Genomic DNA, 11,799 nt, shown 5'->3' with positions numbered 1-11,799 from the left:
ACCATGCTACTTGTTGCGCGAACCGGGGCGGCCTTGGGGCTTGCCGCCCGGACCTTTGCCGCCGGGGCCTTTTCCCGCCGGACGTTGACCTGGTTTCCCTCCGGGCCGCCCACCTTTGAATGCAGGCTTGGCCCCCGGTTTGCTTCCATGCTTGCCACGCGGGATCTCTTTGCGCGTCCGCACTGGCGCCGGCTTTGCGTCTTCCATCCCAAGCTGGTCGCGCACAACGCGTTGGCGGATTTCCTCCACCTCGCCGGGTTTCAATTCACCCAGTTGGAAGGGGCCGTAGCTGACGCGCAGCAGGCGGTTGACGGTCAGGCCGACCGCTTCCATCGCGCGGCGCACCTCGCGGTTCTTCCCTTCGCGGAGGGTCACGGTCAGCCACGCGTTCGCGCCTTGTTGCCGGTCCAGCGACACGGCCATCGACTGGAACCGCTCGCCATCAATCGTCAAACCCTTGCGCACCGGCGCCAGTGTGTCCTCGGTGGGTCGCCCGTTCACCCGCACGCGGTATTTGCGTGACCACCCGGTCGACGGCAGTTCCAGCTTGCGCTTCACCTCGCCATCGTTGGTCAGAAGCAGCAGGCCTTCGGAATTGATGTCGAGCCGCCCGACGCTGACCACGCGGGGCAGGTCGTCGGGCAGGTTTTTGAATACCGTGTCGCGCCCCTTCTCATCCCGCTCGGTCGTCACAAGGCCGATGGGCTTGTAATACAACCACATGCGGGGCGGTTCCGGTTCGGCCAAAGGGGCTTCGTCAAACAGGATCGTGTCCTTGGCGGTGACGTTCAGCGCGGGGCTGTCGATCACTTTTCCGTTCACGGTTACGCGGCCCGCTTCGATCATCCGTTCAGCCTCGCGACGGCTGGCGACACCGGCGCGGGCCAGCACCTTGGCGATGCGGTCGCCTTTGGACGGATCAGCCGTCGCGGCATCCGGCTTTTTCGGGGCGGGCTTGCGGGCCGATTTGGGAACGGGGGGGCGTTTTTTGTCTGTCATGCCTTCGCATAGCGCGGGGCGGGGCAAAGGGGAAGCCTTGGCAAGCGGTCGGCGCCAAGGCAAAAGGGGGCATGAGCCGTTTTAAAAGCCATATGGATGCCGCAATGGCAGAAGCCCGTGCTGCCGCCGCGCGCGGTGAGGTGCCCGTGGGAGCGGTGCTGGTGTCGCCGGACGGCAAGGTGATCGCTGCGGCAGGCAACCGGACGCGCGAGTTGAACGACCCTACGGCCCACGCCGAAGTGTTGGTGATCCGCGAAGGCTGCGCGCAGGCCGGGTCGGAACGCCTGCCCGACCATGACCTTTACGTGACGCTGGAGCCGTGCGCGATGTGCGCAACCGCCATGTCGGCGGCGCGTATTCGCCGGGTCTATTACGGCGCTGCGGACCCGAAATCAGGCGGCGTGGCACATGGCGCGCGCATCTTCACGCACCCGCAATGCCACCACGTCCCCGAGGTCTATGACGGCATCGGCGCGGACGAGGCCGAACAGATCTTGAAGGACTTCTTCGCGTCCCGGCGCTGATCCTCAGATCGTGATCGGCTTCAGAACCTCTGGTTCGATCACATTCACGTCCGGCAGGGCGGCGATCAGCTCCTCGGCTGACTGCGCTAGCACCGGGAAGGTTTTGTAGTGGCAAGGGATCACCGTCTTGAAATCAAAATACCGTTTTGCCGCATAGGCCACCCGCGCCATATCCATCGTGTAATGCCCACCCGCGCACAGGATACCGATATCGGGTTTGTGCAGATCGCCCATCCACTCCATATCCGCCATGATGTCCGTGTCGCCAGAGACATAGATCACGTGGCCTTCGCCTGCGATCATGAACCCGACCTCGGCGCCTGCGCAGAGTGGCCGATCGCCGCCCAGATAATCGAAACTGGCGGAATGCGAGGCGTTCACCATCGTCACCTTCGCCCCGTTCAGGTCGATGGTGCCGCCTTTGCCAAAGCCCAGCGTCTCGATCCCATCTTCATTGCCCCAGAAAGTGGCAAGTTCATGGATGGCCGCAATCGGAATGCCCTTCTCGCGCGCGATGGCCAGCGTCGAAGAGGCATGATCTCCATGCCCGTGGGTGATCAGGATGTGAGTCGCGCCAGCGGTGGCCTCGTCCCGGCGACCCTCTGGAAACATCGGGTTACCATCCAGCCATGGATCGACCAGCAAGACCGCGCCTTCAATCTCGATCCGAAAACCGGAATGTCCAAGGAATGTGATTTTCATGGAAAGCCTCCCTTTTGATCGTTCATGGTCAGACTAGCAGCAAATCCGCCCCTGTCACCTGCGGGCCAGCGTCACATCCCGCGCACATGGCTTGCGGGCGGGCCATGCGCGCGCTAAACGATCTGGCGAAACATACACGGGAGCCACCCATGTCGATCGACATCGAAACCGCGCGCAAGGTTGCGCATCTGGCCCGCATCAAGGTCGAAGACGACCGCCTGCCGGAGCTGGCCGAAAACTTCAACGCGATCCTCGGCTTTATCGAGCAGTTGAACGAGGTGGACGTCGACGGCGTCGAGCCGATGACCTCGGTCACGCCTATGCGCCTGAAGCGTCGCGAAGACGTGGTGACGGATGGCGACATGCAGGACAAGATCCTGTCCAACGCGCCCGATGCGCGCGAAGGCTTCTTTGCCGTGCCGAAGGTGGTGGAATAATGGCTGACCTGAACAAACTGACGATTGCGGATGCGCGCGATGCGATGCGCAAGGGGGACCTGACCTCGGCAGAGCTGACCGAGGCTTGTCTGACCGAGATCGAAGGCGCAGGCGCGCTGGGCGCATTCGTGCATAACACGCCTGAATTGGCACGCGAACAGGCCACGGCGGCGGACGCACGGATCAAAGCAGGTGACGCGCCTGATATGTGCGGCATTCCGTTGGGCATTAAAGATCTGTTCTGCACCAAGGGCGTGGCGTCGCAGGCGGGCAGCCGCATCCTTGAGGGCTTCATTCCGGAATACGAATCGACCGTCAGCCAGAACCTTCTGGACAATGGCACCGTTATGTTGGGCAAGCTCAACATGGACGAATTTGCGATGGGGTCGTCGAATGAAACGAGCGTCTACGGCAACGCGGTGAACCCGTGGAAGGTGGACGACCGCAAACTGACACCGGGCGGAAGCTCGGGCGGGTCGGCGTCCGCTGTAGCCGCTGACCTTTGTCTCGCTGCCACCGGCACAGACACCGGCGGCTCGATCCGTCAGCCCGCGGCTTTCACCGGCATCACCGGCATCAAGCCCACATATGGCCGCTGCTCGCGCTGGGGTGTTGTGGCGTTTGCATCCTCGCTGGACCAAGCCGGTCCAATGACCAAATCGGTGCGCGACGCGGCGATCATGCTGGAGGCTATGTGCGGCCATGACCCCAAGGATTCGACCAGCGCAGACCTTCCAGTGCCGAATTTCGAGGCGATGCTGACAGGCGACATCAAGGGCAAGAAAATCGGTATCCCCAAGGAATACCGCATGGACGGCATGCCGGACGAGATCGAGGCGCTGTGGACCAAAGGGGCTGACATGCTGCGCGATGCAGGGGCCGAGATCGTCGATATCTCGCTGCCGCACACGAAATACGCTTTGCCTGCTTATTACGTGATTGCACCTGCCGAGGCGTCATCGAACCTCGCCCGTTATGACGGGGTGCGTTATGGCCACCGCGCCAAGCTCGCGGCGGGTGATGGCATTACGGAGATGTACGAGAAAACCCGCGCTGAAGGGTTCGGCGACGAGGTGCAGCGCCGCGTGATGGTCGGAACCTACGTGCTGTCGGCGGGCTTTTATGACGCCTATTACAACCGTGCCCGCAAGGTCCGGGCGTTGATCAAGAAGGACTTCGACGATGTGTTCGCGCAGGGCGTCGATGCAATTCTGACACCCGCCACACCGTCAGCCGCGTTTGGGTTGGGCGAGATGGAGAATGCCGATCCGGTGAAGATGTATCTGAACGATGTGTTCACCGTGACGGTAAACCTTGCCGGCCTGCCGGGGATTTCGGTTCCCGCCGGGCTGGACGCGCAAGGTCTTCCGTTGGGTCTGCAACTGATCGGACGTCCATGGGAAGAAGGCGATCTGCTGAATATCGCTCACGAGGTCGAAGCACGCGCCGGATTTGTAGCAAAGCCCCAGAAATGGTGGTAATCCGAGCGGATTAACCAATCAGCCTGCGAGGAAGAAGGTTCTATGCGGTATCTAATGGGCTTTGTCGCCGTCGCGTCGGTTTCGGCTTGCGTCAGCAATGTTCCCGACAGCCGGGCGCCTTCCAATGTGGCACCCGCGACGGATCCAGTTTCCGGTGCGCCCCTGTCTGCCATGATTGAAGGCGGCTCTGTCACAAGCCAGTCGCTGGACGACGCGGGCGGCGCAACTGCCGCGCCCGGCATCTCGGACGAACAGGATTTCAGCGCCGTGGCCGCCCGTGAGAGCATTGAAAGCGATGCGCAGCGTATCGAAAACTACCAGGCGGCTTACACACAAGTCGAGCCAGAGGCTGTGCCAGAGCGGCCCGCTGACAGTTCGGTGTCAATCGTGCAATACGCCCTGTCCACCACCAACAGTGTTGGGCAGCCAATCCATACCCGGTCAGCTTTGTCCGGAACGGCAAGGGCTGAACGCAACTGCGCGCGCTACACATCCGCAGATTTCGCCCAGATCGCGTTTCTTGAAGCTGGCGGCCCCAAGCGCGACAAGAACGGGCTGGACCCAGATGGCGACGGCTTTGCCTGTGGGTGGGATCCCGCGCCTTTCCGCACAGCGCGCGGCGAGACCGCGCCCACCATTGTGACCGAGGAAACAGCCGTCAGCAAGGCTGAGCTTGAAGCGCTTGGCATCGAGACGGACACTCAGGTGCCTGTGGTCGATCCCGCGCTTGCGCCCGCTCCTGCGCCCACCCCCACCCCTCTTCCCGATCCGGACCCTGTGCCGCTGCCGGGTGCGACGCTGAACATCTCGAGCGAATAATGCGGATCACACCTTACCCGTCGCCCAATTGTGGACCGCGCCGGGACGGTTTGCGCCCTTCCTTTGTGGTGCTTCACTATACAGCGATGGCCGACCCCGACGAGGCGCTGGATCGCTTGTGCGCACCCGAACATGAGGTGTCGGCGCATTACCTGATCCACCGCGCTGGCGGTCTTTTCCAAATGGTCGACGAAGACAAGCGTGCATGGCATGCGGGCGCTGGATCCTGGCGTGGACTGAGCGATATCAACTCGCGATCCATTGGTATCGAGCTGGACAATGACGGGATGTCACCCTTTTCGCAGCCTCAGATGGCCTCGCTGGAGGCGCTGCTGCCAGAGATCATGACCCGTTGGGGCATTCCGCCCGAAGCCGTAATCGGGCATAGCGACTTGGCCCCCGATCGCAAGCGCGATCCAGGACGCCGGTTTGACTGGGCGCGTTTGGCGCAGCAAGGTTTGGCGGTTTGGCCGGATCGCGCGGATCATCGCGCGCCCGATGAACAGGCCTTTCTGGCTGACGCTGCGCGGTTCGGCTATGCGTGCTCGGCCGGGTTGGATGCGGTTCTGGATGCGATGCGCCAGCGCTTTCGCCCTTGGGCGACCGGGCCATTGGCGCCGCGTGACATGGGGATCATTGCAGACCTTGCCGCGCGCTTCCCCGTTGACCCGCCCTCATCCATCGCCTAAGCCGATCCTCGCGCGGATGGCTGGATGGCCGCGGGTGACTGGCAGGGCTTGCCCTGTCGTGACGCGAGGAAAGTCCGGACTCCACAAGGCAACGGTGCCGGGTAACGCCCGGCCGGGGAAACCCGAGGGAAAGCGCCACAGAGAAGAGACGGCCCGCGCATGTCGCAGGCCACGGTGAAACGGTGGGGTAAGAGCCCACCGCGCGCTTGGTAACAAGGGCGGCACGGCAAGCCCCACCGGGAGCAATGCCTAATAGGGACCTTGCGGGGGCAACCCCAGGGCGGTCTTGGCCCAAAGGTCCGGGTTGGCAGCTTGAGGTGTCTGGTAACAGGCATCCTAGAGGAATGGTCATCCATGGTGGCAACACCTGGACAGAATCCGGCTTACAGGCCATCCGCGCATAAATTCATGCCGCTTGGGCGCCGTTGCGCGCGTAGTTTCGGAACCCGCGCGAAAATCCCATTTGCCTGTTGACTCGGGGGCCAATGGCGGTAAAAGGCGGGTTCCAGAGATTTACCCGGGCGGGGTGCGCCCACCCGATGAGGAGCTGACGACATGGCGAAGCCGACCACTATCAAAATCCGCCTGAACTCGACCGCGGATACCGGCCACTTCTATGTGACCAAGAAAAACGCTCGCACCATGACCGAAAAAATGGTTGTGAAGAAATACGACCCGGTTGTGCGCAAGCACGTCGAGTATAAGGAAGGCAAGATCAAGTAAGATCTTGTGACCCTGAACGAAAAAGAGCCGCGCTGAGATGCGCGGCTTTTTTTGTTGTGCGATTGTAGAGCGAAATTGCCCGCCTCAGCGGTGCAGGATCTGCGTCGCCACTTTTTGCCCAATGAGGTAATAGGCATTCGGACCCGGGTGGAAGCCATCTTCGGCCATCATTTCGGGTGTAAGCGGAACATCGAATGGCATGTATTCCACGCCCATTGCTTTGGCTTGTTCGGCAAGCGCCTTGTCGAAGCGGCGGGCTTGCAGGCCCAGAACCCAGCGCAGCGGGTTGGGCAAAAGCGGAAAGCGATCAATTGGGGGGACCCCGGTTGCGATGATACGTTTCGCCTGCCAGCTTTCAAACAGCAATGTGTAAAGCTCAGCCCGACAGGCCAGGATGCGGTGTAGTGGCATTTGACTCGTCACGTCGTTGACCCCAAGAACAACCAGCACCACATCCGCCCTTTGCGGATCTTGTGACCGCAGTATCGGCCGGACGGTGCACGAGGTGGCACCAGAGCGGGCCATCACGCGCCACTTCACACGGTATGAGGCACCCAAAAAATTCACCATCTGACCGGACAGTGCCATGGTCTGGTGAGGTGCGCCGACACCCGACGCCGAGCTGTCGCCAACAATCATCAACGACAAGTCAGGCCCGGTGCCGGTCACACCGCTGCGATGCCCCGGAGGCTCCGGTAGGACTTTCGCCAGTTTGCGGACTTTCAGTGCTTGTGTGGCCAGATATGGGCTGAGTATCAGCTTAACGATGGTCTCAAAGAAGCGGTTCATGGGACGAGTCTTGGTAAACAAAAAGGGCCGGTCACGCTGACCGGCCCCTTGGGTTTCAGTTGGATCGCATCACTCACGATTGCCAAGGAACTGAAGCAGGAACATGAACAGGTTGATGAAGTCCAGATACAGGCTCAGCGCACCCATGATCGCGGATTTCGCCAACCATTCGCTGTCCATCGCGTGCGCGTGAGCGAGATAGTCCGTTTTGATCTTTTGGGTATCCCAAGCGGTCAGGCCTGCGAAGATCAAAACACCGATCACTGAGATCGCGAAATGCACCATCGAGCTACCGATGAAGATGTTGACGATCGACGCCACGATCAGGCCAATCAGGCCCATGATCAAAAACGCGCCCATCGGCGACAGATCACGTTTGGTCGTGTAGCCGTAAAGGCTGAGACCGGCAAAGGCGATTGCCGTGATAAAGAACGTCTGCGCGATCGAGATGCCGGTGAAGGCTGCGAAGATCCAGCTGATGGACAAGCCCATGACGGCTGCGAAGACATAGAAGAAAAGCTGCGCACCTGCGGCTGACAAGCGGTTGATGGCCGCACCGAATGCAAACACCATGATCAACGGCAGGAACATTACGATCCAGCCCAGAATGTTGGGCGACAGCGTTGCAGGATCACGCAGAATCGACAGCAAAGCGTCGTTCGAACCAAACGCCCACGATACCGCACCCGTCAGCAAAACGCCGATGGACATGGTTCCGTAGACCTTGTTCATGTGGGCGCGAAGCCCTTCATCGATCGCAGCGCGCGTGCCGGCACCTGAGCGAATCGTGTCAAATTCAGCCATCTAGACCTCCAGAAAAAGCAATATTCGGCGGCTCCGAACAGAAACCGCCCTTGGCTGTAATATCGGCAAGGGCGGCGCGCTTTTCAAGGGGTATTGGTTTTATCGTTCGAACGGCTGATTAGTGTGTCCAATGGGCCGGAACATCCCAGATCGGGCGGTTTGCTTCGCGATGCGCTTCGCGATAATTCAAACCGATATCTTCAAGACGCGAAGCATCCAACCGCGCCAGGGCGCGACGTTCGCGCTGCGTTTCCCATGCGTGGACGAACCAGGCCAATGGCGAGAAAACGCTTTTGGCGGCGGGGGTGTTGGTGCAGGTTACGGCAGTCATCTCGGCTCTCCTTCGTCAAAACGGATAGGTTATCCGCATTGCATCAATTTTCTTGATGTTTATGCTCGTTGGCGAAAGATAAGTAAAATGAATGTTTTTGCGTCAACCCATCAATAGGTGTGATATGCCACGAAACCTCGATCTGACAGCAATGCGCAGCTTCGCCACTGTGGCGGATGCAGGCGGCGTGACGCGTGCCGCTGGTCTTTTGCACCTGACGCAGTCTGCCGTCTCGATGCAGATCAAACGGCTTGAGGACAGCTTGGGACGCACCTTGTTGGATCGCTCCGGGCGTGGCGTGTCGCTGACTGCAGATGGCGAGCAACTGTTGGGCTATGCGCGACGGATGTTGCGGCTGAATGACGAGGTTTACGCCCGCCTGACCGACCAAGCCTATGAAGGAGAGGTCGTCATGGGGGTGCCCGCAGATGTCGTCTATCCCGCAATTCCAGAAGTGCTGAAACAGTTCCACGCTGAATATCCGCGCATGCGCGTTCAGTTGATTTCGTCCTATACGAGCCGCTTGAAAGCAATGTTTGGGCGTGGTGAATGCGATATCGTGCTTACCACCGAAGACACAATGGACGCTGGTGGCGAAACCCTGACCACATTGCCCTTGGTGTGGGTGGGCGCCCCCGGTGGGCAGGCGTGGCGCAACCGCCCTTTGCGGCTTGCCTTCGAATACAATTGCATCTTTCGAAAGGGTGTTCAGCAGGCGCTGGACGAGGCGCGTATACCGTGGGAAATGGGGGTCGAGAGCGACACAACGCGCGCAATCGAAGCCTCACTTTCGGCCGATCTGGCGGTCTATGCGATTATCGAAGGCACGGTGCAGCCCTATCTTGAGGTGATCGACCATGGCGGCGCCCTGCCGGATCTGGCGGTCACGCAAGTGAATATGTATGCGGCGCAAAGCAATGGCGGTCAGGCCGTTGACGATCTGTTGACGATGATCCGAAAGGCCTTTGCGGCGCTCTAACGGGTGGGGTCCATCGTGACAACAACCTTGCCGGTCGATTTTCGGTCGCGTAACAGGCTCAGGGCTTCGGGCGCTTGCTCAAGCGGCAGGCTGTGGCTGACATGGGGCCTGATCTTGCCGCTCTCATACCACGCCAGCAATTGGCGCAGACTGTCGGTCAAAACCTCGGGGCGAAACGTCAGGTATCCCCCCCAATAGAACCCGATCAGGGTGATGTTCTTGACCAACATATGGTTTGGGCGAACCTCGGGCAGGTCGCCGCTGGCGAACCCGATCAAAAGAATGCGGGCGTCGGGGTTGCAGGCACGAAACGCATCTGTGAATTGGGCGCCTCCGATGGCGTCATAGACCACATCGGCACCGCCAAGCGCTTTGACCGTGGTGCGAATGTCGTCGGTCTGGCTGTCGATCACGTGATCCGCGCCAGCACGGCGGCAGATGTCCAACTTGTCGGCCCCGCGTGCGCAGGCGATGACACGCGCGCCCATGACTTTGCCAATCTCGACCGCAGTCAGGCCAACCCCGCCCGCAGCCCCAAGGACCAGAAGTGTTTCGCCGGGCTGAAGCCGCGCCTTATAGTCCAGCGCAACATGGCTGGTGCCATAGGCGACCTGAAACGCGGCGGCATGTTCATAGCTCATGTTTTCAGGCAGCGGCAGACAGCGATCAGCATCGAAGACGCCTTGGTCAGCCAAGCCATTGCTGCCAGAAAACACAACCACGCGGGTTCCGGGCTTTGGACCGGTCGTTTCGGGCCCCAGCGCCAGCACAGTCCCTGCAGGCTCCATGCCCAACGAGAACGGAACTGTGGGGGTGTCCTGATATTTGCCCTTTGCCATCAAAAGGTCTGCGAAGTTCAGGCCACATGCGCGGATATCCACAAGCGCCTGACCCTTTGCCGGCACGGGTGGGTCGACCTCGGTCAGGGTGGCGGGATGGTCAAAATCGGTGATGCGATAGGTCTTCATGGGGCCTCCTGTTCGGTGTCTTAGGCGGTTCGATCCCGAAAATCGAGAGGCAGCCAGAAGAATCGCTCAGCGGACTCTCGCTCAGAATCGTTGCAAAATGCAAAGCAATTTGCTAAACAGCTTTTGCGTGTAAAGACTGGGGACACACTTTCGCTGTGGTGGTGAGGCCGTTTTCACAGGCTTGCCGCCTTAGGGCATTGAATTCAAACCTTTTCCTGCCGACTTCTCCGGATGTCCAAAAAGACAGGTTGAGGTGTCCCCCGATCACGTTATCTCTGGTTGCGTGATACAATCTTTTAACGAGGAGCTGTTCTATGAAACATCCTGTAGATGTCCATGTTGGAAAGCGCGTCCGCCATCGTCGTTGGATGGTCGGAATGACGCAACAGCAACTGGCTGAAAAAGTCGGGATCAAGTTTCAACAGATCCAGAAATACGAAACTGGCATGAATCGCGTTTCCGCGTCTCGTCTTTGGGATATCGCGGCTGCACTGTCGGTGCCGGTCAGCTTCTTCTTCGAAGGCCTTGAAAGTTCCGCGGCGATTGAAGCAGACAGCACGGTGCCCGGTGATATTCTGGCCGACAAAGAAGCTTTGGAACTTGTTCGCAGCTATTATGCTATTCCCGACAACCAACGCCGCCGTCTGTTTGAACTTGCGCGCGTCCTGTCAGACGTCGCCTGAGCTTGACGCTGCCTGCGTCCCCCTGATACCGCGCTGATACAAAGCGTGCGGAGGGGCGATGCTGACCGATCTGGATCAAGACACCAAAAACGAATTGTGCCACGTGGCAGAGGCTTTGGCCGATGCCGCGCGCGATGCGGTGATGCCCTTCTTCCGCGCCGAGGGATTGACGGCAGACAACAAGCTGTCCGAGGGGTTTGACCCGGTCACAGAAGGCGACCGCGCGGCCGAGAAAGCCATGCGAGACGTGCTTGCCAAGTTGCGTCCGCAAGATGGGTTCTTGGGTGAAGAATTCGGCGCGCAAGCGGGCGATAGCGGGTTAACCTGGGTTCTGGATCCGATCGACGGTACCCGCGCCTTTTTGTCAGGCACACCGACATGGGGTGTGCTGATTGCGGTCGGTGACGCCAACGGCCCGCAGTTGGGCATCATTGACCAACCCTATATTGGCGAACGCTTTCTTGGTGGGTTCGGTTTGGCGCAGGTTGTCGGGCCGCATGGGAAAAGGGTTTTGAAGACCCGCGGCCCCCGCGATCTGTCCGAGGCCATCCTGTTCACCACATTCCCGGAAGTTGGCACCAAGGCGGAAGGGCGCGCCTTTCAGGCCCTGTCCAGGCAGGTCAAGCTGACTCGCTACGGTCTGGACTGCTATGCCTACGGGCTGGTGGCGTCTGGCCATATCGACCTTGTGGTCGAGGCCGGTCTGCAAGCTTACGACATCCAGGGACCAATGGCGGTGATTGAAGCGGCGGGTGGGATCGTCACGGATTGGCAGGGTGGTCCTGCTCACCTTGGTGGCCGCATTGTCGCTGCGGCCAATGCGCAAGTGCACGCCGCCGCGCTGGCTGTGCTGTCGGACGCCTGAGCCGCG

General features: G+C 60.3%; 15 protein-coding genes and 1 other RNA gene. 10 read left to right on the top strand and 6 right to left on the bottom strand.

Annotated elements, in window-relative coordinates:
- Nucleotides 1-6 precede the first annotated feature (6 nt).
- Complete coding sequence (locus ACXYMP_RS11240; protein ID WP_458906336.1) at nt 7-999, bottom strand: pseudouridine synthase; 993 nt, start codon at nt 997-999, stop codon at nt 7-9.
- Between the two features lie 71 nt (nt 1,000-1,070).
- Here ACXYMP_RS11240 and ACXYMP_RS11235 point away from each other — a divergent pair, with 71 nt between their 5' ends.
- A complete protein-coding gene (locus ACXYMP_RS11235; protein WP_458906334.1) occupies nt 1,071-1,523 on the top strand; it encodes a nucleoside deaminase in 453 nt (150 codons plus the stop codon).
- A gap of 3 nt (nt 1,524-1,526) precedes the next feature.
- On the opposite strand, the gene ACXYMP_RS11230 is transcribed toward ACXYMP_RS11235, so the two are convergent.
- A complete protein-coding gene (locus ACXYMP_RS11230; RefSeq protein ID WP_458906332.1) occupies nt 1,527-2,225 on the bottom strand; it encodes a metal-dependent hydrolase in 699 nt (232 codons plus the stop codon).
- Nucleotides 2,226-2,374: 149 nt separating this feature from the next.
- Between ACXYMP_RS11230 and gatC the strand changes: the two genes are divergently transcribed.
- The 6 genes from gatC (at nt 2,375) to rpmG (ending at nt 6,374) form a co-directional block, all read left to right on the top strand.
- Entirely contained in the window at nt 2,375-2,662 is a 288-nt protein-coding gene (gatC, locus tag ACXYMP_RS11225) for an Asp-tRNA(Asn)/Glu-tRNA(Gln) amidotransferase subunit GatC (RefSeq protein WP_247033108.1), read from the top strand.
- On the top strand, nt 2,662-4,143 hold the full coding sequence (gene gatA, locus ACXYMP_RS11220; protein ID WP_458906329.1) for an Asp-tRNA(Asn)/Glu-tRNA(Gln) amidotransferase subunit GatA: 1,482 nt from the start codon (nt 2,662-2,664) through the stop codon (nt 4,141-4,143). Before gatC ends, gatA begins: the two co-directional genes overlap by 1 nt.
- 42 nt (nt 4,144-4,185) lie before the next feature.
- A complete protein-coding gene (locus ACXYMP_RS11215) occupies nt 4,186-4,962 on the top strand; it encodes a hypothetical protein (RefSeq protein ID WP_458906327.1) in 777 nt (258 codons plus the stop codon).
- On the top strand, nt 4,962-5,651 hold the full coding sequence (locus ACXYMP_RS11210; protein ID WP_458906325.1) for an N-acetylmuramoyl-L-alanine amidase: 690 nt from the start codon (nt 4,962-4,964) through the stop codon (nt 5,649-5,651). The genes ACXYMP_RS11215 and ACXYMP_RS11210 overlap by 1 nt, the downstream gene beginning before the upstream one ends.
- 12 nt (nt 5,652-5,663) lie before the next feature.
- Nucleotides 5,664-6,053: RNase P RNA component class A (gene rnpB / locus ACXYMP_RS11205), an RNA gene on the top strand.
- A gap of 153 nt (nt 6,054-6,206) precedes the next feature.
- Nucleotides 6,207-6,374, top strand: a complete 168-nt coding sequence (rpmG, locus tag ACXYMP_RS11200; RefSeq protein ID WP_008034579.1) for a 50S ribosomal protein L33 — start codon at nt 6,207-6,209, stop codon at nt 6,372-6,374.
- Nucleotides 6,375-6,458: 84 nt separating this feature from the next.
- Here rpmG and ACXYMP_RS11195 read toward each other — a convergent pair whose 3' ends face one another.
- The 3 genes from ACXYMP_RS11195 to ACXYMP_RS11185 form a co-directional block, all read right to left on the bottom strand.
- Complete coding sequence (locus ACXYMP_RS11195; RefSeq protein ID WP_458906322.1) at nt 6,459-7,163, bottom strand: SGNH/GDSL hydrolase family protein; 705 nt, start codon at nt 7,161-7,163, stop codon at nt 6,459-6,461.
- Between the two features lie 69 nt (nt 7,164-7,232).
- A complete protein-coding gene (locus ACXYMP_RS11190; RefSeq protein WP_298569127.1) occupies nt 7,233-7,967 on the bottom strand; it encodes a Bax inhibitor-1/YccA family protein in 735 nt (244 codons plus the stop codon).
- A 118-nt stretch (nt 7,968-8,085) separates the two neighbouring features.
- A complete protein-coding gene (locus ACXYMP_RS11185; protein WP_298569130.1) occupies nt 8,086-8,298 on the bottom strand; it encodes a DUF1127 domain-containing protein in 213 nt (70 codons plus the stop codon).
- 124 nt (nt 8,299-8,422) lie between these two features.
- On the opposite strand from ACXYMP_RS11185, the gene ACXYMP_RS11180 reads away from it, so the two are divergent.
- The gene (locus ACXYMP_RS11180) at nt 8,423-9,277 is read left to right on the top strand and encodes a LysR family transcriptional regulator (protein ID WP_458906319.1); all 855 of its coding nucleotides are present in this window, start codon (nt 8,423-8,425) and stop codon (nt 9,275-9,277) included.
- Here the strand turns inward: ACXYMP_RS11180 and ACXYMP_RS11175 are convergent.
- Nucleotides 9,274-10,245 carry an NADPH:quinone oxidoreductase family protein gene (locus tag ACXYMP_RS11175; RefSeq protein ID WP_458906317.1) on the bottom strand — a complete coding sequence of 324 codons (972 nt, stop codon included), beginning with the start codon at nt 10,243-10,245 and terminating at the stop codon, nt 9,274-9,276. The two genes, ACXYMP_RS11180 and ACXYMP_RS11175, sit on opposite strands and share 4 nt — an antisense overlap.
- Before the next feature lie 314 nt (nt 10,246-10,559).
- On the opposite strand from ACXYMP_RS11175, the gene ACXYMP_RS11170 reads away from it, so the two are divergent.
- Both ACXYMP_RS11170 and ACXYMP_RS11165 read left to right on the top strand, forming a co-directional pair.
- Nucleotides 10,560-10,928 (top strand): helix-turn-helix domain-containing protein, encoded by a 369-nt coding sequence (locus ACXYMP_RS11170; RefSeq protein ID WP_298569138.1) that lies wholly within the window; start codon nt 10,560-10,562, stop codon nt 10,926-10,928.
- 58 nt (nt 10,929-10,986) lie between these two features.
- The gene (locus ACXYMP_RS11165; protein ID WP_458906315.1) at nt 10,987-11,793 is read left to right on the top strand and encodes an inositol monophosphatase family protein; all 807 of its coding nucleotides are present in this window, start codon (nt 10,987-10,989) and stop codon (nt 11,791-11,793) included.
- Nucleotides 11,794-11,799 lie beyond the last annotated feature (6 nt).

It is taken from the genome of Aliiroseovarius sp. CAU 1755 (genome assembly GCF_054482655.1).
This window is presented reverse-complemented; position numbering and strand designations above follow the sequence as displayed.

Coding starts and splice junctions, on each gene's coding strand:
- ACXYMP_RS11240 (WP_458906336.1), bottom strand. CDS start 999: ATGACAGACAAAAAACGCCCCCCCGTTCCCAAATCGGCCCGCAAGCCC.
- ACXYMP_RS11235 (WP_458906334.1), top strand. CDS start 1,071: ATGAGCCGTTTTAAAAGCCATATGGATGCCGCAATGGCAGAAGCCCGT.
- ACXYMP_RS11230 (WP_458906332.1), bottom strand. CDS start 2,225: ATGAAAATCACATTCCTTGGACATTCCGGTTTTCGGATCGAGATTGAA.
- gatC (WP_247033108.1), top strand. CDS start 2,375: ATGTCGATCGACATCGAAACCGCGCGCAAGGTTGCGCATCTGGCCCGC.
- gatA (WP_458906329.1), top strand. CDS start 2,662: ATGGCTGACCTGAACAAACTGACGATTGCGGATGCGCGCGATGCGATG.
- ACXYMP_RS11215 (WP_458906327.1), top strand. CDS start 4,186: ATGCGGTATCTAATGGGCTTTGTCGCCGTCGCGTCGGTTTCGGCTTGC.
- ACXYMP_RS11210 (WP_458906325.1), top strand. CDS start 4,962: ATGCGGATCACACCTTACCCGTCGCCCAATTGTGGACCGCGCCGGGAC.
- rpmG (WP_008034579.1), top strand. CDS start 6,207: ATGGCGAAGCCGACCACTATCAAAATCCGCCTGAACTCGACCGCGGAT.
- ACXYMP_RS11195 (WP_458906322.1), bottom strand. CDS start 7,163: ATGAACCGCTTCTTTGAGACCATCGTTAAGCTGATACTCAGCCCATAT.
- ACXYMP_RS11190 (WP_298569127.1), bottom strand. CDS start 7,967: ATGGCTGAATTTGACACGATTCGCTCAGGTGCCGGCACGCGCGCTGCG.
- ACXYMP_RS11185 (WP_298569130.1), bottom strand. CDS start 8,298: ATGACTGCCGTAACCTGCACCAACACCCCCGCCGCCAAAAGCGTTTTC.
- ACXYMP_RS11180 (WP_458906319.1), top strand. CDS start 8,423: ATGCCACGAAACCTCGATCTGACAGCAATGCGCAGCTTCGCCACTGTG.
- ACXYMP_RS11175 (WP_458906317.1), bottom strand. CDS start 10,245: ATGAAGACCTATCGCATCACCGATTTTGACCATCCCGCCACCCTGACC.
- ACXYMP_RS11170 (WP_298569138.1), top strand. CDS start 10,560: ATGAAACATCCTGTAGATGTCCATGTTGGAAAGCGCGTCCGCCATCGT.
- ACXYMP_RS11165 (WP_458906315.1), top strand. CDS start 10,987: ATGCTGACCGATCTGGATCAAGACACCAAAAACGAATTGTGCCACGTG.